At 44.8% G+C, this 22,998-nt stretch carries 25 protein-coding genes; 11 read left to right on the top strand and 14 right to left on the bottom strand.

The genetic code is table 11. The features are described 5' to 3' along the window. The first annotated feature begins 3 nt into the window (after positions 1-3). A complete protein-coding gene (locus ERX35_RS00670) occupies positions 4-540 on the top strand; it encodes a 5' nucleotidase, NT5C type (protein WP_149457980.1) in 537 nt (178 codons plus the stop codon). 51 nt (positions 541-591) lie between these two features. Here the strand turns inward: ERX35_RS00670 and ERX35_RS00675 are convergent, their stop codons facing one another. The 5 genes from ERX35_RS00675 to ERX35_RS00695 all read right to left on the bottom strand — a co-directional run bounded on the left by ERX35_RS00675 (position 592) and on the right by ERX35_RS00695 (position 6,113). Next, positions 592-1,503: a diacylglycerol/lipid kinase family protein gene (locus ERX35_RS00675; protein WP_149457981.1), complete on the bottom strand. Its 912-nt coding sequence runs from the start codon at positions 1,501-1,503 to the stop codon at positions 592-594. A 74-nt stretch (positions 1,504-1,577) separates the two neighbouring features. Then, positions 1,578-3,059, bottom strand: a complete 1,482-nt coding sequence (locus tag ERX35_RS00680) for a peptide MFS transporter (protein WP_149458334.1) — start codon at positions 3,057-3,059, stop codon at positions 1,578-1,580. A 100-nt stretch (positions 3,060-3,159) separates the two neighbouring features. Beyond that, on the bottom strand, positions 3,160-4,671 hold the full coding sequence (locus ERX35_RS00685) for a peptide MFS transporter (RefSeq protein WP_149457982.1): 1,512 nt from the start codon (positions 4,669-4,671) through the stop codon (positions 3,160-3,162). An 87-nt stretch (positions 4,672-4,758) separates the two neighbouring features. Next, positions 4,759-5,256, bottom strand: a complete 498-nt coding sequence (gene queF, locus ERX35_RS00690) for a preQ(1) synthase (RefSeq protein WP_149457983.1) — start codon at positions 5,254-5,256, stop codon at positions 4,759-4,761. Continuing rightward, on the bottom strand, positions 5,253-6,113 hold the full coding sequence (locus tag ERX35_RS00695; RefSeq protein WP_149457984.1) for a DMT family transporter: 861 nt from the start codon (positions 6,111-6,113) through the stop codon (positions 5,253-5,255). Before ERX35_RS00695 ends, queF begins: the two co-directional genes overlap by 4 nt. A 355-nt stretch (positions 6,114-6,468) precedes the next feature. Between ERX35_RS00695 and nrdI the strand changes: the two genes are divergently transcribed. The 5 genes from nrdI (at position 6,469) to ERX35_RS00720 (ending at position 11,298) form a co-directional block, all read left to right on the top strand. After that, the gene (gene nrdI / locus ERX35_RS00700; protein WP_149457985.1) at positions 6,469-6,855 is read left to right on the top strand and encodes a class Ib ribonucleoside-diphosphate reductase assembly flavoprotein NrdI; all 387 of its coding nucleotides are present in this window, start codon (positions 6,469-6,471) and stop codon (positions 6,853-6,855) included. After that, a complete protein-coding gene (gene nrdE, locus ERX35_RS00705) occupies positions 6,818-8,923 on the top strand; it encodes a class 1b ribonucleoside-diphosphate reductase subunit alpha (protein WP_149457986.1) in 2,106 nt (701 codons plus the stop codon). Before nrdI ends, nrdE begins: the two co-directional genes overlap by 38 nt. A gap of 21 nt (positions 8,924-8,944) precedes the next feature. Further along, positions 8,945-9,931, top strand: coding sequence for a class 1b ribonucleoside-diphosphate reductase subunit beta (gene nrdF / locus ERX35_RS00710; RefSeq protein WP_149457987.1), 987 nt, complete (start codon positions 8,945-8,947; stop codon positions 9,929-9,931). A gap of 142 nt (positions 9,932-10,073) precedes the next feature. Next, positions 10,074-10,478 (top strand): FixH family protein, encoded by a 405-nt coding sequence (locus tag ERX35_RS00715; RefSeq protein ID WP_149457988.1) that lies wholly within the window; start codon positions 10,074-10,076, stop codon positions 10,476-10,478. A 67-nt stretch (positions 10,479-10,545) separates the two neighbouring features. After that, a complete protein-coding gene (locus ERX35_RS00720) occupies positions 10,546-11,298 on the top strand; it encodes an SDR family NAD(P)-dependent oxidoreductase (protein WP_149457989.1) in 753 nt (250 codons plus the stop codon). Positions 11,299-11,330: 32 nt separating this feature from the next. Here ERX35_RS00720 and murB read toward each other — a convergent pair whose 3' ends face one another. After that, entirely contained in the window at positions 11,331-12,263 is a 933-nt protein-coding gene (murB, locus tag ERX35_RS00725; RefSeq protein WP_149457990.1) for a UDP-N-acetylmuramate dehydrogenase, read from the bottom strand. 29 nt (positions 12,264-12,292) lie between these two features. Beyond that, positions 12,293-12,802: a GrpB family protein gene (locus ERX35_RS00730; RefSeq protein WP_149457991.1), complete on the bottom strand. Its 510-nt coding sequence runs from the start codon at positions 12,800-12,802 to the stop codon at positions 12,293-12,295. 78 nt (positions 12,803-12,880) lie between these two features. On the opposite strand from ERX35_RS00730, the gene ERX35_RS00735 reads away from it, so the two are divergent. Then, complete coding sequence (locus ERX35_RS00735; RefSeq protein WP_149457992.1) at positions 12,881-13,771, top strand: EMYY motif lipoprotein; 891 nt, start codon at positions 12,881-12,883, stop codon at positions 13,769-13,771. 14 nt (positions 13,772-13,785) lie between these two features. On the opposite strand, the gene ERX35_RS00740 is transcribed toward ERX35_RS00735, so the two are convergent. Continuing rightward, on the bottom strand, positions 13,786-13,986 hold the full coding sequence (locus tag ERX35_RS00740) for a hypothetical protein (RefSeq protein ID WP_149457993.1): 201 nt from the start codon (positions 13,984-13,986) through the stop codon (positions 13,786-13,788). Between the two features lie 111 nt (positions 13,987-14,097). Between ERX35_RS00740 and ytxJ the strand changes: the two genes are divergently transcribed. Together ytxJ and ERX35_RS00750 are read left to right on the top strand one after the other, a co-directional pair. Next, on the top strand, positions 14,098-14,418 hold the full coding sequence (gene ytxJ / locus ERX35_RS00745) for a bacillithiol system redox-active protein YtxJ (protein WP_149457994.1): 321 nt from the start codon (positions 14,098-14,100) through the stop codon (positions 14,416-14,418). 61 nt (positions 14,419-14,479) lie between these two features. Further along, on the top strand, positions 14,480-15,550 hold the full coding sequence (locus ERX35_RS00750; protein ID WP_149457995.1) for a glycerate kinase: 1,071 nt from the start codon (positions 14,480-14,482) through the stop codon (positions 15,548-15,550). A gap of 48 nt (positions 15,551-15,598) precedes the next feature. Here the strand turns inward: ERX35_RS00750 and pepT are convergent, their stop codons facing one another. The 5 genes from pepT to ERX35_RS00775 are packed head-to-tail and all read right to left on the bottom strand — an operon-like array spanning position 15,599 to position 20,036. Then, positions 15,599-16,822 (bottom strand): peptidase T, encoded by a 1,224-nt coding sequence (gene pepT / locus ERX35_RS00755; RefSeq protein WP_149457996.1) that lies wholly within the window; start codon positions 16,820-16,822, stop codon positions 15,599-15,601. A 30-nt stretch (positions 16,823-16,852) separates the two neighbouring features. After that, positions 16,853-17,323: a threonine/serine exporter family protein gene (locus tag ERX35_RS00760; RefSeq protein ID WP_246143094.1), complete on the bottom strand. Its 471-nt coding sequence runs from the start codon at positions 17,321-17,323 to the stop codon at positions 16,853-16,855. Next, positions 17,305-18,054, bottom strand: coding sequence for a threonine/serine exporter family protein (locus ERX35_RS00765; RefSeq protein WP_149457997.1), 750 nt, complete (start codon positions 18,052-18,054; stop codon positions 17,305-17,307). The genes ERX35_RS00760 and ERX35_RS00765 overlap by 19 nt, the downstream gene beginning before the upstream one ends. A 48-nt stretch (positions 18,055-18,102) precedes the next feature. Then, the gene (gdpS, locus tag ERX35_RS00770; protein WP_149457998.1) at positions 18,103-19,161 is read right to left on the bottom strand and encodes a GGDEF domain-containing protein GdpS; all 1,059 of its coding nucleotides are present in this window, start codon (positions 19,159-19,161) and stop codon (positions 18,103-18,105) included. A gap of 20 nt (positions 19,162-19,181) precedes the next feature. Then, positions 19,182-20,036, bottom strand: a complete 855-nt coding sequence (locus ERX35_RS00775) for a YitT family protein (RefSeq protein ID WP_425463243.1) — start codon at positions 20,034-20,036, stop codon at positions 19,182-19,184. A 256-nt stretch (positions 20,037-20,292) separates the two neighbouring features. Here ERX35_RS00775 and ERX35_RS00780 point away from each other — a divergent pair, with 256 nt between their 5' ends. Then, positions 20,293-21,345: a glycosyltransferase family 4 protein gene (locus ERX35_RS00780; protein ID WP_149458000.1), complete on the top strand. Its 1,053-nt coding sequence runs from the start codon at positions 20,293-20,295 to the stop codon at positions 21,343-21,345. On the opposite strand, the gene ERX35_RS00785 is transcribed toward ERX35_RS00780, so the two are convergent. Then, positions 21,340-21,972, bottom strand: a complete 633-nt coding sequence (locus tag ERX35_RS00785; protein ID WP_149458001.1) for a YigZ family protein — start codon at positions 21,970-21,972, stop codon at positions 21,340-21,342. The two genes, ERX35_RS00780 and ERX35_RS00785, sit on opposite strands and share 6 nt — an antisense overlap. A gap of 125 nt (positions 21,973-22,097) precedes the next feature. On the opposite strand from ERX35_RS00785, the gene ERX35_RS00790 reads away from it, so the two are divergent. Next, positions 22,098-22,952, top strand: coding sequence for a DegV family protein (locus ERX35_RS00790; protein WP_149458002.1), 855 nt, complete (start codon positions 22,098-22,100; stop codon positions 22,950-22,952). Positions 22,953-22,998 lie beyond the last annotated feature (46 nt).

Raw genomic sequence — 22,998 nt, forward strand, 5'->3', positions numbered from 1 at the left:
ACTATGACGAGAGAAACAATTGCGATAGATATGGATGAAGTGCTGGCAGATACATTGAAGAAAGTCATCTTCAAATTCAATGAGGAGTCAGGTGAAACAGTGACGCTTGAGCAGCTGCAGGGTATTAAGCTGAGAGATATGCACCCGCAGCATGTAGACACGCTGTCCCAGCTACTGCTTGACCGTGAATTTTTCAGAGATCTGGAAGTGTTCCCGGATGCTGTCCGCGTCGTCAAACGTCTGACAGAGCATTATGACGTTTATATCGCGACAGCAGCGATGGATGTTCCGACGTCTTTCGATGCCAAGTATGAATGGCTGCTGGAACATTTTCCGTTTCTTGATCCGCAGCACTTTATTTTCTGCGGGAATAAAGGCATTGTCGGCACAGATTACTTAATTGATGACAATCCTAAGCAGCTCCGGGCATTCAAAGGTAAAGGCATTATGTACAATGCCGCTCACAACATCCATGAAGAGGGCTTTGACCGTGTGCACAGCTGGCAGGAAGTAGAAGCTTATTTTCTTAATGACAAATAAAATACCGGCCGCAGCGCTGCGGCCGGTATTTTATATGCAGCATGTTTACTGTTAAAAAGTTTTGTTCCCTGTAAACATCCGCAGGCGCTTAGTGAGCATGTCAATCTGCAGCGGTGTCTCAATATCAATTTCACCATCGACATCGACAGCCATCGTCTCTGCGGTCTCTATCGTAATCTGGCAGCCGGAATAATGTTCGATGTTGTTACTGAGCTCATTCCAGTTGTCCGTACTTTTTTCGGACAGCAGCTCTGTGAACAGCTTGATACCGGACTCTTTGAAGATGAACACATTAAGAATACCGTCATCCGCCGCAAGCTCCGTCAGCGGTATACGGTTGCCGCCTACAAACTGGCCGTTGGCTGTAATAATCATGGAACTGCTGCCTGTAATGAGTTTACCGTCAACCGTCACTTTGTAGTCGAAGAAAGTCGGATTGGTGACATTTTTCAGTGTCGACATCAAGTAGCTGAATTTACCGATTCTGCTCTTGGCATCTTCTGCAACGCCTTCAGAGTTTTCGACAATAAGGCCGAGACCGACAAAATTAAGAACGTATCTGTCATTCACTTTCATCACATCGATATGTTTGACTGAAGCTTCAAGCAATGCCTGTGAGGCGGCAACGGGCTCAGGCGGCAGATTCAAAGTTTTCGTGAAGTCATTAAACGTACCGCCCGGCAGAATGCCGATCGGCAGGTTAAGCTCTGCTGCAATCACCCCGTTGATCAGTTCGTGCACCGTGCCGTCACCACCCAGTAAGTAAATCACATCAAACGGCAGCTGTTCTTCTTTGATCTTATGGCAGTAATCGATAATATCGCCTTTCTCCTCGCTTTTATATATAGTGAGCGACTGACACATCTTTACAAGATTTTTCGTGACTTCTCCGATAGTCTCGGTCACTTCTCCTTGTCCTGCACTGTCATGATAGAATAAAATTCCGTTTGTAAAGCTTGCCATAGTGACACCTCGTTTTTATTATACTGTACCCTTTTTCCAAATAAAAAACACGCGCCGGAGCACGTGCTGAAAAATTAATGGATCCCTTCCATATGGCGCGAAATCCAGCGGTTCAATAACATCATCAGCACAAATAAGATGATGGCGAGACCACCGATGAACGCGAAGTAATTAGCGTAACCGAGCGGTGCCACAAGATTGACCAGCTGGGCATTGATAGCCTGAGCAGTGGCATTCGTCAAGAACCAGAGACTAAGCATCTGTGAACTGAAGGCCTCAGGTGCCAGTTTGACGGAAACCGAAGAACCGGTAGGAGACAAGCAGAGTTCACCGATGACACACAGCAAAAATGATGTGACAAGCCACATTGGATGATACAGTGAATGGCCGCCGCTCATCGTCGGAATCACCATAATCAGGAACGAAGCACCGGCAAACAACAGACCGATTGCAAACTTCAGTGGTGTTGATGGATTATATTTACCAAGTTTTGCCCAGAGTGCTGAAATGACAGGGGCAAGCAGCACGATGAAGAACGGGTTGATGGACTGGAACCAGGCAGCCGGAACAATATAGTTGAATCCGAACACTTTGTTCATGTCAAGCTGTGTGCGTTCGTTGGCAAATATGCTCAGCACGTTTGCGCCTTGTTCCTGAATAGACCAGAACATGACACCCGCGATAAACAGCGGAATGTAAGCGAGCAGTCTTGAGCGTTCAGTAGCAGTGACATCTTGACTACGGAACATAGTTGTGAAGTACAGCACAGGAAGGATGACTCCAAGCACAGTCACAACGACTGAGAAGGTGCGGAATGACAGCACGCCTGTCAATTGAGCGGCGATCAGTACGACTGCAACAGCTATCACAGCACCGATAATCATTTTTGAATATCTGCTTTTCTCAGCAGCGGACAGTGGATGCGTCGGTTCCAGACCGACTAAACCGAGGGAACGTCTGTTGAATATCAGATAGATGATGAGCGCAAGTGCCATACCGATAGCCGCTGCAAGAAAGCCGAGATGATAATTATAGTTCTTCTGCAGTGCGCCGACGATGAATGGTGACAACAACGCACCCATATTGACAGACATATAGAAGATGACGAAGCCTGCATCCATTCTGCTGTCATTCTTGTCATAGAGACCGCCGACGACATTCGAAATATTCGGTTTCATCAGTCCGGACCCGACGATGATCAGCAGCATGGACGCTAAAAATGCCGGTACACCGAACGGCAGACTCATCGCGATATGGCCGCCCATAATGAGCAGTGCGCCGATGAGCAGTGACTTTCTTGAGCCGATGACACGGTCAGCCAGCCAGCCGCCGATAATACCAGTCATAAAGATCAGTGCGCCGTACATCGATGCGACACTGGCAGCGGTCGTCTGGTCCATCCCAAGGCCGCCGTTGATCACTTTATCATACATATAGTAAACGAGGATAGCACGCATCCCGTAATAACTGAAGCGTTCCCAGAACTCAACGAAGAACAGTATGCCAAGCCCTTTCGGATGGCCGAAGAAACCGGCATGCGGTACGCTGTCCACCATCTCTTTTCTTGTATAAGCCAAAATAAATCTCTCCTTTAAAAGTTAGAATGTTATGAAAATTAAAAGAACAGAATATATAATATTCTGCTCCTTGTAGTGGTTAATGAATGCCATGCATCAATTTTTTGATGAATGGTGATACGAAGAATAATATTATTCCTAGTCCGATAGCGATGCCTCCGAATATTCCGAAGTAACGGACAGGACTAACAGATGTATAGACATTCACCAGCTGAGCATTTAATCCTTGAGCCATTGTATTGGACAAAAACCAGACACTCATCATCTGCGCTGTAAATGCTTCAGGCGCAAGTTTAGTCGTTGTTGACAGACCAGTCGGTGATAAGCAGAGCTCCGCAAGTGTGACGAGCAGGAAGCTGAGAACAAGCCATAATGGATTAATCAGCTGAACACCACTTTGAAGCGGCATAATCATAATCATAAAGCTTAAACCGGCAAGAATGAGTGCAATCGCAAACTTAACGACTGTTGATGGATTGCGTTTACCGAGTTTAGTCCAGAGAATCGAGAATAAGGGTGCCAATGTAACAATGAACAATGGATTGAGTGACTGGAACCATGCAGCTGGAATATGAAAATCGATGGCACCATGCGTCAGGACGTTCAGATCAAGCTGCGTCTTCTTGTCAGAGAAATTCGCAAGAACGGTTGAGCCCTGCTCCTCAATCATCCAGAAGACAACAGATGCCAGGAATAATGGGATATAAGCAGTCACCCGTGATTTTTCAGTGCGGGATGTTTTACGGGATATCAGCATCATCCCAAAGTAAATCGCCGGTAAGACAATTCCTAGGAAAGTGATTAAATCAGCGAAATGCCGAAGATCGAGTTTATGATGTGCAGCAAGGTAAATAAAGTAAAGTGCAACCACTGAAGCAACGGCCAGCAGGTAAGTGATGGTCTTCTTGCGTTCAGCTGGTGTAATCGGGTTAGGAATATCAAGTCCTGCAAGACCAAGTGAACGTTTTGACATAATGACGAAAGCGATCAGACTGAAGAACATACCGATTGCTGCTGCCGAGAATCCGGCATGGAAGCCAACATTCGCCTGCAATGAACCGACGACAAGCGGCGCCAGAAAAGCACCGAGGTTAATAGACATAACGAATAAAGTGAAGGCTGCATCAACACGACTGTCATTCTTATGATAGAGCTCTCCGACTGTTGATGAAATATTAGGTTTCAGCAACCCGGTCCCCAATATAATGAATAACAGGGCGACGAGCATCAGTGTAAAGTTATTCGGCAGTGACAGCAGAATATGACCGATCATAATCAGCACGGCACCGATAGTGATTGAATGTCTTGTACCAAGTAACCGGTCAGCAATCCAGCCGCCGATAATACCGCTCATATAAATTAATGCACCGTAAATTGAAACGATTTGAAGCGCAAAACCTTCCTCAATTCCGAAACCGCCTTTAGCGACGCTGTAATAAAGATAGAAGACGAGAATGGCTTTCATGCCGTAATAGCTGAAGCGCTCCCAGAATTCTGTAAGCATTAAAGTGATAAGTCCTCTTGGATGTCCGAAGAAGCCGGTTCTCGGCATACTGTTGACGACTTCCTCACGCGTGTGACGAGCTGACATGATAATACCTCTTTTCAATTAAATAAGTAACAACGTAACTATTCTACTCTTTTTAGATTTTTTAGACAACTTCGTTTAAGAGTAATATTACCGGTTTGTAATCGTTTCCGGATAGAGGTCGTGATTCATCAGTCGGTAGGAAGCCATCTCCTCGTATTTCGTGTCAGGCCTGCCGTAGTTCGTATAAGGGTCGATGGAAATTCCGCCGCGCGGTGTGAATTTACCCCATACTTCGATATAGTGGGGGTCCATTAACTTAATCAGATCATTCATGATGATATTCATGCAGTCCTCATGGAAGTCACCGTGGTTTCTGAAGCTGAATAAATAAAGCTTCAATGATTTAGATTCGACCATCTTAACGTTTGGGATGTAGCTGATGTAAATCGTCGCAAAGTCAGGCTGGCCGGTAATCGGGCAGAGACTGGTGAATTCCGGGCAGTTGAATTTAACAAAGTAGTCACGTCCTTGATGTTTATTATCAAATGATTCTAGGACATCCGGATCGTAACTGTATTCATAGACGTTATTCTGATTGCCGAGCAATGTAATATCTTTTAGTTGGTCGTTTGTTCTTCCTGTCATGATAAGTCTCCTTTAGTTTTTGTTTTCTGAAACATGTAGTAACTCGCACTGAAAATAATGATATAACCGATATAGCTGAAGATATCCGGATGCTGGTGGAACATAAGAAATCCAATAAGAGCACTGAACAATACGGTTGCATAGAAAAAGATGGAAATATCTTTCGCCGGTGCAAACTGATAGGCGATTGTAATGCCGAACTGCCCCATAGTCGCAAAGATACCTGACAGCAGCAAATAAACAAGCTGTGTCATCGTCATCGGTTCATAATGAGTGATGACAAACGGCACTAGTACGATAGTTGAAAAAAATGAAAAATAAAAGACTGTCGTATAAAATTTCTCTTTAGGACCGAGCACTCTAAGCGTCGTATAAGCAAGGCCGGCAAACAGCGCCCCGAGTATTCCGATGAAAGAAACTGAAATATCGCTGGAAAAAGTCGGTTTAATGATGAACAGTGTCCCGGCAAACGCGACAATGATAGCCGCCGCCTGATACTTCTGAATGCGTTCCTTCAGAAATACAGCGCATAATATAATGGTAAAGAAAGGACTCAGTTTATTCAGCATATCCGCATCACTAAGTAACATGCGGTCAATCGTATAGTAGTTCAGGAGCACGCCGACAAGCCCGAATATACTTCTCGCCATAAGCAGCGGCTGATTGTTCAGGCTGCCAAACAGACGTTCATGATGCTTGATGACAAAATACAGCGGAATAATCATGCCGACTAAGTTGCGGAATAGCGACTTCTGCATGACCGGCAGCTCACCGGACAGTTTGACAAATGCTCCCATCAGACTGAAACCGAGCGAGGCGATCAGCAGCCACATGATGCCCTTCTGTTGATTATTCATAGTTTTCTCCTTATACTTACAGTTTCAGAAAATTTACCTCTTATTCTATCACAAAAACTTTCGGCTAAACTAGAAATATTAGATTGAAACGAGAAACTCTCAGAATAAATATATTTTCTGAAGTCACAAAAATTTAATGAAATTTGCAAAGTCACATGGGGCAATGGATTGACGAAAATTATAGAAAGTCAAGCCTAATAATTTATAAAATTTAGGTTATGATAGATTGAAACGGGGAACAAACGTGCTATAATACTTCGTATATATTGTGGTTGTATTTGATAGCTAACACTATATATAGTGTTATTCATTGTATTAGCCGCAAAAGTGTGTGATACATATCGGAGTGATGACTATGAAGATTATTTGTTACTCATTAACAGGAAATATTACAAGGTTTCTCAATAGAGCAGGCGTCGATGCAGTCCCTCTGACTGACGTCGGCGATGTCTGTGAACCTTATATTTTAGTGACAGGAACATTTGGTTTCGGAGAAGTACCGCAGCCGGTTGCTGATTTTTTAATGAAGCATCATTCGTATTTGAGGGGCGTTGCTGCAAGCGGCAACAAAAATTTCGGCCAAAACTTTGCCCGGGCCGGTGATACGATAGCAGCGCAGTACAACGTACCGCTGCTCATGAAGTTCGAGCTGCATGGCAATGAAGGGGATTCTATACTATTCAAGAAAAAGGTGGCGGATTTAGATGAAGATTCTAGACGAAAAAAAGTACAATCATATTGAACTGAACAACCAGGTGACAAAACGCCGTGAAGATGGATTCTTTGATCTTGCTAAAGATCAGGAGGCTCTGCTTGTCTACCTCGAAGAAGTGAACGATAAGACGATTCATTTTGATTCTCCGCTGGAACGCCTGCATTATCTTGTAGATAACAACTTCTACTACAATTTGTTCGAACAGTACACTGAAGAAGACTTGCTGGATATTATCAACTACACTGAAACGCTGCCTTTTACTTTTGCAAGTTATATGTCAGCAAGTAAGTTCTTCAAAGATTATGCGATGAAGACTAATGATAAAAAGCAGTACTTGGAGGATTACAAGCAGCATGTGATCATCGTCAGCCTGTATTTAGCGAAAGGTGATAAAGCACAGGCGATGGAACTGGTCAATGCGATGGTTGAGCAGCGTTATCAGCCGGCGACACCGACGTTTCTGAATGCTGGCCGTGCCCGCCGCGGTGAACTTGTCTCTTGTTTCCTGCTGGAAGTGGACGACAGTCTGAACTCCATCAACTACATCGATTCCACAGCAAAGCAGCTGTCTAAGATTGGTGGCGGCGTCGCGATCAACTTATCGAAGCTGCGTGCCCGCGGGGAAGCGATTAAAGGCATTAAAGGTGTCGCAAAAGGTGTGCTGCCGGTCGCTAAAGCACTGGAAGGCGGGTTCGGTTATGCCGATCAGCTCGGTCAGCGTCCCGGTGCTGGTGCCGTGTACTTGAATATCTTCCACTATGACGTCCTTGAATTCCTTGATACTAAAAAAGTGAATGCCGATGAAGACCTGCGTCTTTCTACGATTTCTACCGGCCTGATTGTGCCATCAAAATTCTTTGAGCTGGCACGTGATGGTAAAGACTTCTTTATGTTTGCACCGCATACAGTCGAGCAGGAATACGGTCAGACACTGGATGACATCAATCTGGATGAAATGTATGACCAGCTCGTCGAAAATCCGAATATTATCAAAAAATCAAAAGACGCGCGTGAAATGCTGAATACTATTGCACAGACGCAGCTGCAGTCAGGCTATCCTTATTTAATGTTCAAAGACAATGCCAACAAAGTGCATGCGAACAGCAATATCGGTCAGATCAAGATGAGTAACCTCTGCACAGAGATTTTCCAGCTGCAGGAGACATCGGTCATCAACGATTACGGTACAGAAGACGACATTAAGCGTGATATTTCATGTAACTTAGGGTCGTTGAATATTGTCAATGTGATGGAATCCAAAAAAGTGAAAGAATCTGTTCATATCGGAATGGATGCACTGACGACGGTGAGCGACGAAGCAGATATCAAAAATGCGCCGGGTGTCGCTAAAGCGAATCGCGAACTTCATTCTGTAGGACTCGGTGTGATGAACCTCCACGGCTTCCTCGCTAAAAACAAGATTGCCTATGAATCAGAAGAAGCAAAAGATTTCGCCAATACATTCTTCATGATGATGAACTTCTATTCGATTGAACGTTCGATGGAGATCGCTAAAGAACGCGGCGAATGTTACGCTGACTTTGAAAAGTCTGACTATGCGTCAGGGACATACTTTGATAAATATGTGTCAAACAGCTATGCACCGAAGTTCGAGAAAGTGAGTGCATTATTCGATGGTATTAAAGTGCCGACTGAAGCGGACTGGGCTGAACTGCGTGACCAGGTGAAACAGCATGGACTGTTCCATGCGTACCGCCTTGCCATCGCACCGACACAGAGTATTTCCTATGTGCAGAATGCGACAAGTTCAGTGATGCCGATAGTTGACCAGATTGAGCGACGAACATACGGCAACGCTGAAACATTCTATCCGATGCCGTTTTTATCGCCTGAAACGATGTGGTTCTATAAATCAGCGTTCACGACAAATCAGATGAAGCTGATTGATTTGATCGCGACGATTCAGGAACATGTCGATCAAGGGATCTCAACAATTCTGTTCGTCAATTCAGAGATTTCAACGAGAGAATTATCAAGGCTTTATGTGTATGCGCATCATAAAGGATTGAAATCACTTTACTATACAAGGAACAAGCTGTTAAGTGTAGAAGAATGTACGAGCTGTGCGGTATAAGTTAAAGAAAAGAGGGTTACTATGAAAGCAGTCAACTGGAACACGCAGGAAGACATGACTAATATGTTCTGGCGTCAGAACATTTCACAAATGTGGGTGGAATCAGAATTCAAAGTGTCAAAAGACATTGCGAGCTGGAAAGAATTAACGCCTGATGAACAGGATACATTCAAGAAAGTGCTGTCTGGACTGACCGGTCTCGACACACATCAGGCAGATGACGGCATGCCGCTCATCATGCTGCATACAAAAGACCTCCGCAAAAAGGCCGTTTACTCGTTCATGGCGATGATGGAGCAGATTCATGCCAAAAGCTATTCACATATTTTTACGACGCTGCTGTCATCACAGGAAACAAATGAACTGCTCGATGTCTGGGTCGTGGAGCAGCCGGAACTGAAACTCAAATCCGATATTATTTTAGCGCGCTATCATAGATTATGGCAGCCGGAAGCATCGATCTATGACCAGTATATGGCACGCGTCGCAAGTGTGTTCCTCGAATCATTCTTGTTCTACTCAGGCTTTTACTATCCGCTTTATCTGGCAGGACAGGGCCGCATGACCACATCAGGTGAAATCATCCGTAAAATTCTGCTTGATGAAAGCATTCACGGGGTCTTTACAGGTCTTGATGCACAGAGTCTGCGTAACGAGCTGTCTGATGATGAGAAAACGAAAGCGGACCGGGAAATGTATCAGTTGCTGATTGCATTGTTTGAAAATGAAGAGCGCTATACGAAGAAGCTGTATGACAATATCGGGCTGACTGATGATGTGATGAACTATGTCGCTTACAATGCCAACAAAGCACTGGCAAATCTCGGCTTTGAGCCGTACTTCGAAGAACGCGGCTTCAATCCGATCATTGAGAACGCGCTGAATACGAGTACGAAAAACCATGACTTCTTCAGCGTCAAAGGAGATGGCTACGTCATCGCCTTGAATGTTGAAGCATTGAAAGATGAAGACTTTATCTTCGATGACGAGAAAGTGGCGCAAGCGTAGTAAAGTCCTATCGTATTCATGGCCCTGACTATCAGTCAGGGCTTTTTTTACTGGTTCAATAGAAATTGTCATCATTTGGTCATTGTATATGAGCTCAGTTATTTTCATAATAGAAGAAGATAATGTTCAAAGGAGATGACTTATGAAAAAATTTCTATTAACAGCAGGCGCCTTATTATTTTTAACTGCGTGCAGCAATGAACAAGGTCATGCAGGACACGGTTCGACAGCGACAAATGATAAACTGGAGCCGCTTAAAGTTGCACTGGCTGTACCGAAGAGCGCCTCAGCAGGTGATAAAATCAGCTTGAAAGCGAAAGTCACCTACGGCAAAGAGAGCGTCGATAAAGCAGATGAAGTGATGTTTGAGATTATTAAAGATAACAATGCGAAGTCATCTGTCAAAGAAAAAGTAGAACACGGAGAAGACGGTGTTTATACGCTTGACTACACGTTCAAGGAACCAGGAAAATATAGGGTTATCAGTCATGTGACTGCTAAAAATCAGCATACAATGCCTGACGCAGATATCGTCGTCAGCAAATAAGAGGAGGCATTCCTCTTTTTTTGTACATTAATACACGATACAATAAAGAAAAAGAGAGGATGGTTGGATGCGTTTAACTGAAAAAGTTGTGCTGATTACTGGAGCGGCAGGGGGACAAGGCAGAAGAGAAGCGCTGTTATGTGCAGAAGAAGGGGCTATTGTGATTGCGACCGATGTTAATGTGCAGGCGCTGGAAACACTGGAGACGGAACTGCGTGACGTGTCAGATAAAGACCATATGACGATGATTCATGATATTTCCAAAGAAATTGACTGGCAGCGTATTGTCACGGAAGTAAAGGAGCGCTTCGGCCGCATTGATGTGCTGATCAATAATGCAGGGATCATCGGCAATGTGGAGTCCTATCATCACACGACCATCGATGAATTCCATCGTGTGATGGACACGAATGTATGGGGGACTTATCTTGGTATGAGAACAGTAATTCTTGTCATGAAAGAGCAGCAGGCAGGCAGCATCATCAATGTGTCATCCATTGCAAGTATGATCGGCCTCGGCCTGAGTCCGTACGGTGCCTCTAAAGGGGCAGTCCGATCAATGACTAAATCAGCAGCCGGTGATTTCGCGAAGTATAATGTCCGGGTCAATGTAGTGCTGCCTGGCTTTATTGAGACAAATATGATTAAAGATCAGCTGGAGAACGAACAGCGCCATGACTGGTACGTGGAGAAGACACCGCTTAAAAGAATCGGTCGAATTGACGATGTCGCACCTGCAGTCGTCTTTCTGGCAAGCGATGAGTCACAATTTATGACTGGCGCAGAACTTGTGGTGGATGGCGGGGTTACCGCTATATAATGAAAAAAAGCCCGCTTGTGGGCTTTTTTTCATTATATATATTCACCGATAATCCGCACTTCAGGCTGCAGTTCAACACCTGCATGAGCAAGAACAGTATCACGGACATGGCTGATCATGTTTTCGTAGTCGGTCGCTGTCCCGTGGTCGACATTGACGATAAAGCCCGCATGTTTCTTTGAGACTTCGACGCCGCCGATACGATGACCCTGCAGGCCTGCTTCCTGGATGAGCTGGCCGGCGAAATGTCCCGGCGGTCTTCTGAACACACTGCCGCATGATGGGTATTCAAGCGGCTGTTTGTCTTCCCGGCGCTGCGTCAGCTCAGCCATCTTCGCCTGGATCAGATTGACATCCCCGCGTTCCAGGTTGAAGGTCGCTTCCAGAACGACAAGATGGCGTTTCTGGATAGCACTTGTCCGGTAATCGAGAGCCAGTGCCTCCTTATCAAGCGTGAACATTTCTCCGTTCTCATCGATGACTTTAGCGTGGTCGATGCAGTCCTTGATCTCTCCGCCATAAGCACCGGCATTCATGAATATAGCACCGCCGACAGAGCCGGGAATACCGCAGGCAAATTCAAGCCCGGTCAGATGATGGTCACGTGCTGTTGTTGATACATCGATAATAGCGGCTCCGCTGCCGGCGATAATCTGATTGTATTCGACCTGGATATCCTTTAAATTCAGCAGACTGAGCACGATTCCCCGAATACCACCATCTCTGATAATGATATTCGAACCGTTTCCCAGGAAAGTGACAGGAACGTCATAGTCCTGTGCAAGTTTCATGACAGCACTGACATCTTCATAACGAACAGGTGAAACATAGAAGTCTGCATTACCGCCGGTTTTAGTATACGTATATTTTTTTAATGGCTCGTCCACTTTAATCAGTGCAGCCGGAATAACTTGAGTTAATGAGTCATATAAATTATTTAGAGTCACTGGGTTACGCCCTTTCATTCTAATTCCTATCTATTATAGCAAGATTTTTACTGATTGGCGATAAGAGAGGCGAACCATATTGATTTCTTTTCCTCATAATCTTGTTTTGACAAGGCATTTAATCCCGATTTAAAAGTATTGAAAGCATTGAGGAGCTCCGGCTCAGCAGCCAGCGCCTGCTGAGCTGCTAAATACCGTGCAGCTTTGTCGCTGTCTGCTTCTATGACATGAAGTCTGCACTGTTCATTGAGCGTTTTTAAGTCGGTGAACTGTGTAAAGACGCATTTCTTTCTATAAGGATGGTGGAGCCGGTAGAAGCCGCTGTTGTTCAGACGCTTCTCATCCAGTGTTGTCATAGCATGCAGATTAGGAACGATGACCAGCACATCAATGACAGCAGATGTCATGGCATCTTGAAGTGCTGTACTCCCGATATGATGCACGGCGGTCACCGGTGTGTCGAGTAAATTGAAGAGGAGATTTTCAATCTCACGGTAGCGCAGGGCATAAGCTGCGGCATCATTGTTTAACGTTAAAGAAGAGCGTTGTTTTAGCATAGTAGAACCTCGGTTTTTTGATAGGTATTTAACTTGATAATGATTTTATGTATAATGTGTTTAGCAAGGAGAAGATAAATGAAAATAATAATTCGCCTATTTGTACTTTTATGTCTAACGATGCTTGCTGCGTGCGGCAATGAACTTAAGTCAGACATTAATGATTATAAAGCCCAGATGACCGATGTTCAATCAGAAGAAAAGAAGCTCGTTAAATCGATTGACCGGTTAAAGCTTGAAAAAGCAGATCAGCTGATTGGTTCGGAAGTCACTGAGGCTAAAAAAGAGAAGCTTAAGGCAATAGAGCTGGCGCTCAACAACAAAGTCATGCCGCAGCTTGCTGTCTACGAGAAGAAGCTGGATGCCGTGGAGGTCAAAACGACAGAAGTGGCTGATGTTCATGAGATATATGTCGATAATTTCAAGAAAAAAAAGCAGTTCATCAACGATATGTACCAATATATCAGTCTTTATAACCAATCAATCGTCTCCAATGAAGAAATTCTCGGCTACACGAAAGTGTTTGAGAAAAACAAGGAAAAGAGCGAGCAGTTCGCTGCACGTGCAGTGAAGAACAAGAAAGAACAGGCAGATTATAACGCCCTGACCGATGTGATCAATGCCAACAACGCTGAGCTTAAGACTAAAGTCGGGTATTTAATAGGGAGTGCCGGCACTAAGGAAAAGCAGAACTTTATTGCTAAGACATTGCTGCCGCTGCTTCATTCGCATGTGGAGAAACTGAACAAGACGAACATCAGCTCAGCAGATGTGATTCAGATGCGCACAGCGCAGACGGAAATAGACTATAGTCTGATCAATTACTACAAAGAACGTAAACATGCGATGGGTATTGAAAAGAGCCTCCAGCACATGCCGATTCAAAGTATTCTTGAAAATACAAAGCAGATTAAATCCATCGATGACAAATACTATGAAGCGCTGAAAAAACTTGAAGAGAAGGCATAATCCCTTCTCTCCGCTCATTGCTTATGATATTTTGACAGATAAATATTCCGCGCGAGCACAGTGAGTGCCCATATTCCGAAGGCGGCTATGACAAGCCACGAAATCAGCGGATTATGTTGGAAGTCGACGACAAATAGACAGACAAAAATCATCAGGCAGAGATTAATAGTATCAAGAACGCCCCAGCGTTTAACAGGTAATGGTGATCGGTTCAATAGTAAATCCTCCTTTCTTGTTATTATAACATGACTAAAGAGAACTAATTAAGGGTATAAAATAAAAGATATATCAAAACAAATAGTCCATCTATTTGATGAGGTGAAACGATGGTATTAAAGATTAGTAATATAGAGCAATTTGAGAAGCTGCTGGACGAACAGGATAAATTCTTTCTGATGAAGCATTCAACGACGTGCCCCATTTCTTTGAATGCTTTTGACCAGTATAATAACTTTCTCTATGAACGGGATATGGACGGTTATTACTTAACCGTGCAGGAAGCGCGTGAGCTTTCCAATTACATTGCAGAGCAGACAGGCATCAGGCACGAATCGCCCCAGGCATTTTACTTCGTCAACAAGAAGGTTGCGTGGAACGCAAGCCACGGCCAGATAACAGTCCATTCTCTCTCAGCAGCAGAGGAATAACAGATAGGAAGACAAGTGACTAATAGCTGAGGCTATTAGTTATTTATTTTGGAGGGGACTTATGAAGATATTAGTAGCACTAGATCGGTTCGGAGATAAACTGAGTTCACACGAAGCGAATGTGTATATTGAAGAAGGCATACAAAAAGCAGCCCCGGGCAGTCAAGTCATCAAAGTGCCGCTCTTTGACGGGACAAAAGATATGATTGACGGCGTGCTGCAATGGAACCGCGGCAAACGGTATCACTGGAATGTGCTCGGCAGTCAGCTGCAGCAGAAGCGTGCGACTGTAGCAGGAATCGATAAACGGTTGTTCATTGACTGTGCGACATTATTTGATGATGTGACAGAGCTGCAGCAGACCTCTTCTGCAGGTCTCGGGCAGGTAATATTAAACGGACTTGATCTCGGCTATGATGCTTTTACAGTTGCGCTTGGTCATACGACCGTTATGGACGGCGGCATCGGCATGCTTGAGCTGCTCGGTGCACGTTTCTATGACCTGAACGGGCAGCAGCTGACGGGTCCATTGTCAGCTGCTGATATTAAAAGGATCCGTGAAATCGATCTGTCGTCTTTGGACGACCGGCTGAGCACGAGCACCTTTACTGTAGTCAGTGACCAGTCGTACTATTTGTTCGGCAGAAACAGTCATGTCGCAAGCTTCACGTTGAATGCTGAAGCACAGCAGGTCATTGATAATAACATCTGGTATTTAAACGAGCAGTTCAAAAAGATCGATATCAACTTGACCGAGCCTGCATTCGGAGGTGACGGCGGTGGACTGAGAGCGGTCTTCAGCGCCGTGCTGTCCGCTGAAGTGATGACATCGAAGGAAATGATCTTTAAAGAGACAGATATTGAAGCACTGCTCGAAGAAGCGGATATGGTCATATTCGGCGGGGGGACAGAGCATGCGACAAAAGGCTCGCTCGTCTCACAGGCGATCATGGAGCATTCGAAGCAGGACAAAATCTTTCTTTATTTGACGGCGGGGCGGCAGCTGCCAAGCGATAAAGCGACTATTTATCATTTCAACATTTATCCTGAGATGACTGAACAGACGCAGGATATACAAATTGGCATTCAGCTGCAGAACACTGTTATGACACTGATTAATATGTACCGCTAAACGAAAAAACATAGCTCTCAGTAAGAGAGCTATGTTTTTTTATGCCAATTATGAGCGGGCCTCGAACTTAGAGGCGATACCGACAATAGTCTGGACCGCTTTTTCAAGATTGTCGATGGACACATATTCATAAGGTCCATGGAAGTTGTCGGCGCCCGTGAAGATGTTCGGCGTCGGCAGTCCCATATATGATAACTGTGAGCCGTCTGTGCCGCCGCGAATCGGTTCAATGATCGGTTCGATTGCCAGTTCCTTCATCACTTCCTGCGGTATTTCAGTCAGTTCAGGATGGGGCATGATTTTTTCTCCCATATTGTAATACTGATCATTAATGGTCAGTTTCACTTTATCTTCACCGTACTGCCCGGCAATATTTTTCGCTGCCTGCTCCATCAGTGCTTTCCGTGCAGCGAACTGCGCTTTATCGTGGTCTCTGATAATATAGTGCAGCACAGCCTCTTCAACAGAACCTTCCATCGCCATCAGATGATAGAAGCCTTCGTAGTTCTCAGTTTTTTCAGGCACTTCATCTACCGGCAGGGCGCTGTTGAACTGTATACCTAATGTCAGCGCGTTGATCATTTTGTCTTTCGCGGAACCTGGATGGACATTGACACCGTAGAAATGTACTTCGGCGCTTGCGGCGTTGAAGCTTTCATACTGGAGCTCCCCGAGGCGTCCGCCGTCAATTGTGTAGGCGAAATCTGCACCGAAACGCTTGACGTCAAAGTGATGCGGACCGCGGCCGATTTCTTCGTCCGGTGTGAACGCAAAGCGGATCATGCCGTGCTTAATTTCCGGATGTGCCTGAAGATAGATGACTGCTTCCATGATTGCTGTAATGCCCGCCTTATTGTCAGCACCAAGCAGCGTTGTGCCGTCAGTTGTCATCATCGTATGACCTTTGTAGTCCGGCAGTTCAGGGAATGTTTTCGTATCGATGACAAGGCCGCTTTTTAATGTGATGTCCTTGCCGTCATAGTTTTCGATCACTTGAGGAGAGACGTTTGTTCCCGTAAAATCAGTAGCCGTATCCACATGTGCCAGAAGCCCGATCACCGGCACTTCTTTATCCGTATTTGCCGGCAATGTCGCCATCAAGTAACCTTTATCATCAATGGCTGCTTCAAGGCCGAGTTCCTTGATTTCCTGTTCGAGCAGACGTAAGAGTTCCCATTGTTTGTCTGTTGATGGTGTTGTCTCACTGACTGCGTCTGACTGTGTATCGATTTTGACATAACGCGATAAACGTTCAATAATTTCATGCTTCAAGTTAAATCCCCCTAATCATTGATACGTATATTATATCGGATTTCGATGCATTTGCACCTTTCTTCTTAATTTTAAATAAGTCTGAAAGATAATTTCCACGATAATGAGTGCAAATGCGATGGCACCGGAGATCATCATCGCTTCAAAGCTTTTCTGAATCGCTGCATCGTAATTATGAATAATCATCAGCTTTGTCGCATCATAGGCCAGTCCTCCGGGAACGAGCGGGATGATCCCTGATACATAAAAAATAATAACCGGCCGCTTATAATACCTTGCCATAAAATGGGCCATCATCCCTAAACAGAAAGCCCCTGAAAACGAGGCTCCGACGCTCGTCATCGCCTGCAGTGTAAAGTAGTAGACGACCCATCCTACAGCACCGACAATACCGCACGGCACAAGCAGTCTTTTCGGCGCGTTGAAAATAATGGAGAAGAACAAGGTCGCAAAAAAACTCGTGATGAACTGAAAAGCAACCATTAAAATATCGTTAAGCATAGAGCCACCCCCGCGCCGATTGCAAATGCTGTCAGTCCCGCTTCCACGCCTTTAACGATACCGGCCTGTAAATGCGATGCCATCAAGTCGCGGATGGCGTTAGTGATCAATACTCCAGGCACAAGCGGCATGACACCTGCAATGATAATTTTGTTGATAGATCCCCCGCCAAGCTGCAGGACAAACAGCTGGGCGATTAATGCGATGATGATCGCTGCCGCGAATTCCGAGAAGAATTTGATGCGTGTATGCAGCTGAATGTATTCCGCGATCAGAAAACTGATGCTGCCTGCTAGAAAAGCAGGCAGCGCATCAACTGCTGTGCCATCGAACATGAACAGGAAGAAGAAGCTGACGATACCGGCGGACAGCACCTTCAGCCAGAGAGGGTACTGCAGATTCGCCTGATCAAGCTCATGGAGCGCGGCTTTTGCCATATCCAGCGTCATCGTATCAGCTGCAATGGCTCTTGATATTTCATTGGTGTTAGCAATTTTCTCAAGGTCAGTTGTCCGTGTATCGATCCGCATGAGCCGTGTCTCTGATTTATCGCTGAGTGAGAAGATGATGGCAGTCGGTACGACGAAGCTGTGCGTATTATTCAGTCCATAATGAGCTGCAATGCGTGTCATTGTATCTTCGACGCGGTATGTCTCTGCACCGTTCTCAAGCAGTATTTTACCGGCGATCATGATGACATCAATCGTTTTATTTATATCATTACTTGTCATTTTAACCTCCTATATAATAAAAAAAATAACAGAAAGGGTGCCTTTCCGTTATTTGATGATGGGATTGAACATGACCGTATCGTGTCCCTGTTCTTTTGCAGCATACAGCATGTCATCTGCATCTTTAAAAATTTTACGGTGAGATTTCATTTCCTCTTTTTGAAGATAACCGACGCCGATAGATACAGTCAATGAAATTGTTTCTTTATTCGGCAGATGGAACGTTGTCTGCCGGACGCCTTGACGAATACTTTCAGCAAGCTTGATTGCACTGTCGAGCGTGACGTCGACAAGAATGACTGAAAACTCCTCGCCCCCATTTCTGAAAGCTTTCGTTCCGACTGGAATATAGTTGGTCAGTACCTGGGCGATCTGCCTTAATACGGCATCACCTGCGATATGGCCGTACTGATCGTTGACTTCCTTGAACTCATCGATATCAATCAACAGCAGACTAATCGCCTGATGTTCATAGCGGCTCGTCGCATTAAGCTGACGGTCGAATTCGCGGACGTTGCCGAGACCGGTCAAGTAATCGACCGCATCTTCATGCTCATAGCGTTTGATCAATTTTGAGATCTGCCAAATATCGACGAACATCAAGCCGCTGCATATCGTCATGATGAAGGACACACAGATCAGCATGGCTGTATAGAGCAGCATATGAGGCAACTCGCGAAATGGCAGGCTGAGCACGATAACGACAAGTGCAATGCCATTGAGTATTTGAATGCTTGCGAAATGAGACATGCTGATAAAAGGACCGATGACGCCGACGAACAAGCCGATGCCGACGAACACAAGTCCGTCAATCCAGCTGCCGTGAAAGAAGGCAAGCTGCAGCACAGCAGCAATGACAGCACTCACGAACGTATAGACGGCATTCGTATAGCGGCCGATAAATAGCAGCGGCATGAATGCCATATTAAATGCCAGCCCTTTGAATTCAATAGGGTAAGTCATTAGTAAGAAACTGATGAATATCATCAGCAAAGTAATATAATTCTTCGAGAAAACAATTTCTTTCTCTTCAAAGAACTGCATCCGGTGAAACAAATAAATACCACTGATAGTGACAGCTACATTAAAAATAACTGCTTCAAACATAAAACCAACTCCTACTATTGTCATTCATTTTGATTACTGTCATATCGTTTTGATTTAGAGAAGCCGCGTCCGATAATATCGGAGGCATTGAGGAAAATGACGAATGACTCAGGTTCAGCCCGACTGATCACCTGCTTGAAATAAATAGCTTCCTTCTGCTCCATAACAGAAAACAGCAGGGCTTTCTCTGCATGTGAATAGCTTCCGAAAGAACTGACTTTAGTCACACCGCGCTCGACCGAATCATAGATCAGCTGCGTAACTGTTCGTTCTTCTTCTGTAATAATAAAGACAAGTTTGTTGTCACCCGTATGAAGCTGAACGAAGTCAATGACTTTGCTGGTGACGTAAATAGAAATAAGGGCGTAGAGCGCAAGCTCAAAATCAAAGACGAAGGCACTTGCCGCCACTACGACTGCATCTACGATCAGCTGACAGAAGCCGCTGGACAACCCTGTATATTTTTTGACGATCTGTGCAAGTGTTGCTGTGCCGCCTGTGGAACCATTCCCTCTGTAGACGAGGCCTAAGCCTAATCCGAGCAGTATTCCGCCGTAGATGGCACCGAGCAGAGGATTATGTATGCCGTTGTCCACAAAATCATCCGTCAGAAAAATAACGAACGGAATCAGAAAGGTTGCCACAATAGTCTTCAGACTGAAATCTCGGCCGAGAACCATCCAGCCGGCAATGAAAATAGGGATATTGATGACGGACTGGACGATAAAGGGCTCCACTTGAAACAGCTCATTTAATATCGTGCTCACTCCTGAAATACCTCCTGCTGCCAGCTGTGACGGCAGCAGGAACAAATTGTAGCTGAGCGCTACAAGAATAGAACCAATAATCGTGTATAAATAGTCCAGACGTTTCACAATTCCCATCTCCTTAACATTTAGTCCCTAAAAAAGAGAGTAAAGCTTGAGCTTTACTCTTTATTTCAATTATTACCGATGTCTGCGGACAGCTGATTGTTCATAGACATGGTGCCGAGTATTGTTATTAACCGTATTATTATGTATCAAATAAAGCGTTTCGTCAATCGGTCCAGATGTATCTGTTCACGAAAATAATACCGCATTTAAATTTAATATGCTATATTAAATAAGAATTTAAACCTTGGGGTGGCCTATGTTTACATTAACGTTAATTCTTATTACGGCTGTTATCTCATTTATCATAACACCACTGATCATCAAGTTCTCGCCGTACATCGGAGCACTTGACAAACCAAATATACGCAAAGTCCATACCGTTCCAGTATCTATGCTTGGCGGTGTTGTCCTGCTCATTTCGTTTTTGACCGGGATGTTTATTGGTCATCCTGTAGAACGAGAGTTTATGCCTATCGTCATTGGTGCGATATTGATTAATTTCCTCGGCCTGATTGATGACTTGTATGATTTAAGACCGATTGTGAAGCTGATCGGACAGATTGCTATTAGTTCCATCGTCGTTTATTATGGCGTGACGCTTGATTTAATTACCCTGCCGTTCGGCATCGTCATTGATTTCGGCGTATTGAGTATCCCGATGACAATTTTCTGGATTGTCGCTGTGACTAATGCTATCAACTTGATTGACGGTCTCGATGGCCTGGCGTCCGGTGTATCGCTCATCGCGCTTTGTACGATCGGCTTTATCTCCATTTTACAGCATGATATTTTCATTATGATGATCTGCAGTGTGCTGATTGGCTCGCTGATTGGTTTTATCCGCTATAATTTCTATCCCGCCAAAATATTTCTCGGTGACAATGGGGCACTGATGCTCGGTTATATTATCGGTGTATTAAGTCTGCTCGGCTTTAAAAATATCACCTTGATCTCGTTGTTTTTCCCGGTTATCATTCTCGCCGTGCCATTTATTGATATGTTTGTGGCGATGATCAGACGATACCGTCAGGGGAAGCCAATTATGCAGGCGGACAAATCTCATCTGCACCATAAACTGCTTGAACTAGGTTACACGCATCCGCAGACCGTTATTCTCATATACTCTATCGCCATTTTGTTTAGCATCGCCTCAATCATTTTATATTTATCTACTAACTGGGGTGCGCTGCTGATAGGATTTATGATTTTACTAACGATTGAAATGATAGTCGAACTGACGGGACTTGTCGATGAACATTACCGGCCGGTGCTTAACATTTATTCGAGAATTTTCAAAAAAACATTATAAATCGAACGGAAGCATCAATGATGCTTCTTTTTTTATGGCTGCCTGGCCGTTTGTCTGATTGCTGACAAATGATTCAAATGCGGGGACATCTTCGGCGGTAATATGGATGGTATAAGTGACTTTATCGGTATAGCTTTTGTCGATGACGTCATAAGGCGTCTGGTCTATGAAGTGGTCGAACTTTCCGGTCTGTTCATAGTTCATCGTGACTAAGTAGCGTTCCGCCTGCTGCATGCTCACTTTTCCTGTCTGTCTGACCGCTTCTGTAATGCCGGACTGGTAAGCGCGGATCAGTCCGCCTGTCCCGAGCTTAACGCCGCCGAAGTAACGCGTGACAATGGCGACGACATTATGAACATCTTCCTTTTTAAGGGTTTCAAGCATCGGCACGCCTGCTGTTCCGGATGGCTCGCCGTCATCGTTCGCTTTTTGGATCTGATGTGCTGTGCCGAGCGTATAGGCTGAACAGTTATGATTAGCACCTTTATGCGTATCTTTAGTAAGGGCGATATAAGCTTTTGCTTCATCTTCTGTTGACACTGGATAAAGAGACGTGATGAAGCGGGATTTATTGATCACCTGTTCATAGGTGACCTCCTGTTTAATCGTGATATAGTTGTCGGACATTCGCATTCATTCCTTTAGCTTTCGTTTATATAAGTATAGTCAATGACTATCGTGGATACAATTGGTCCGCACTTTATTTTTCAAGCCAACATGGTATGATGGAAATGTGGGTAAGGAGGAATGACATGAGCATTGCAATAATAACAGATTCTACAGCATATCTGCCGGCACAGCTGGCAGCAGATTATGATATTCATGTAATACCACTGAATGTATTGTTTGATGGCGTCTCCTATAAAGAAATAGAGGAGCTGTCAAGCGAAGAATTCTACAGGCGGATGAAAGCTGAGAAGGAACTGCCGACGACGAGCCAGCCGGCTATCGGCGACTACGTCAAGCTGCTTCAACGATTGAAGGATGACGGAGCTACTGATGTTATTGCCGTTCACCTGTCAAGCGGCATCAGTGGAACGTATCAAGGTGCTGTCACAGCAGGAACGATGGTTGATGGTCTTACGGTCCATGCCTTTGACTCGGAAATTTCATGTGCGCCGCAAGGATTCTTTGCGCTGCGCGCCAGCGAAATGAAGGAGACACATTCAGCAGCTGAAATCATCGCGGAACTTACGGCGATGAAAGAAGACACAAATGCCTATTTTCTTGTCGATGATCTGAAGAACTTGCAAAAAGGAGGCCGGCTGACTGGGGCACAGGCTTTTATCGGCAGCATGCTGCAGGTCAAGCCGATACTGAACTTTCAGGGAACAAAAATTGTGCCGTTCGACAAAGTCCGCACAAAGAAAAAAGCAATGAAGGAAATAGAGTCACTGATTGAGCAGTTTATCGGTGATGCCCGCGATGTGACGGCATGTATCATTCACGCAAACGATGAAGCGTCAGCACGTGAATGGCTGGATAGACTGGAAGCAGCTCATCCTGATATCAAGTGGATACTGACAGAATTTGGTCCTGTCATCGGCTCACATTTAGGCGAGAAAGCATTAGGCTTCGGTGTGACCAAACGACGCCTGAATATTTGAAGTTTCAATACAACGTCTTATATTTTAATTTTATATTCTACAGCAC

Source organism: Macrococcus equipercicus (assembly GCF_004359525.2).
Classification (GTDB): Bacteria; Bacillota; Bacilli; order Staphylococcales; family Staphylococcaceae; genus Macrococcus; species Macrococcus equipercicus.

Coding starts and splice junctions, on each gene's coding strand:
- ERX35_RS00760 (WP_246143094.1), bottom strand. CDS start 17,323: ATGCTTAACGATATTTTAATGGTTGCTTTTCAGTTCATCACGAGTTTT.
- ERX35_RS00730 (WP_149457991.1), bottom strand. CDS start 12,802: ATGCTAAAACAACGCTCTTCTTTAACGTTAAACAATGATGCCGCAGCT.
- nrdF (WP_149457987.1), top strand. CDS start 8,945: ATGAAAGCAGTCAACTGGAACACGCAGGAAGACATGACTAATATGTTC.
- ERX35_RS00675 (WP_149457981.1), bottom strand. CDS start 1,503: ATGGCAAGCTTTACAAACGGAATTTTATTCTATCATGACAGTGCAGGA.
- ERX35_RS00735 (WP_149457992.1), top strand. CDS start 12,881: ATGAAAATAATAATTCGCCTATTTGTACTTTTATGTCTAACGATGCTT.
- gdpS (WP_149457998.1), bottom strand. CDS start 19,161: ATGTTTGAAGCAGTTATTTTTAATGTAGCTGTCACTATCAGTGGTATT.
- ERX35_RS00765 (WP_149457997.1), bottom strand. CDS start 18,054: ATGACAAGTAATGATATAAATAAAACGATTGATGTCATCATGATCGCC.
- ERX35_RS00720 (WP_149457989.1), top strand. CDS start 10,546: ATGCGTTTAACTGAAAAAGTTGTGCTGATTACTGGAGCGGCAGGGGGA.
- ERX35_RS00680 (WP_149458334.1), bottom strand. CDS start 3,059: ATGGTGGACAGCGTACCGCATGCCGGTTTCTTCGGCCATCCGAAAGGG.
- murB (WP_149457990.1), bottom strand. CDS start 12,263: ATGAAAGGGCGTAACCCAGTGACTCTAAATAATTTATATGACTCATTA.
- ERX35_RS00790 (WP_149458002.1), top strand. CDS start 22,098: ATGAGCATTGCAATAATAACAGATTCTACAGCATATCTGCCGGCACAG.
- ERX35_RS00715 (WP_149457988.1), top strand. CDS start 10,074: ATGAAAAAATTTCTATTAACAGCAGGCGCCTTATTATTTTTAACTGCG.
- ERX35_RS00685 (WP_149457982.1), bottom strand. CDS start 4,671: ATGTCAGCTCGTCACACGCGTGAGGAAGTCGTCAACAGTATGCCGAGA.
- ytxJ (WP_149457994.1), top strand. CDS start 14,098: ATGGTATTAAAGATTAGTAATATAGAGCAATTTGAGAAGCTGCTGGAC.
- ERX35_RS00750 (WP_149457995.1), top strand. CDS start 14,480: ATGAAGATATTAGTAGCACTAGATCGGTTCGGAGATAAACTGAGTTCA.
- ERX35_RS00670 (WP_149457980.1), top strand. CDS start 4: ATGACGAGAGAAACAATTGCGATAGATATGGATGAAGTGCTGGCAGAT.
- queF (WP_149457983.1), bottom strand. CDS start 5,256: ATGACAGGAAGAACAAACGACCAACTAAAAGATATTACATTGCTCGGC.
- nrdI (WP_149457985.1), top strand. CDS start 6,469: ATGAAGATTATTTGTTACTCATTAACAGGAAATATTACAAGGTTTCTC.
- ERX35_RS00780 (WP_149458000.1), top strand. CDS start 20,293: ATGTTTACATTAACGTTAATTCTTATTACGGCTGTTATCTCATTTATC.
- ERX35_RS00695 (WP_149457984.1), bottom strand. CDS start 6,113: ATGAATAATCAACAGAAGGGCATCATGTGGCTGCTGATCGCCTCGCTC.
- ERX35_RS00785 (WP_149458001.1), bottom strand. CDS start 21,972: ATGTCCGACAACTATATCACGATTAAACAGGAGGTCACCTATGAACAG.
- nrdE (WP_149457986.1), top strand. CDS start 6,818: ATGAAGATTCTAGACGAAAAAAAGTACAATCATATTGAACTGAACAAC.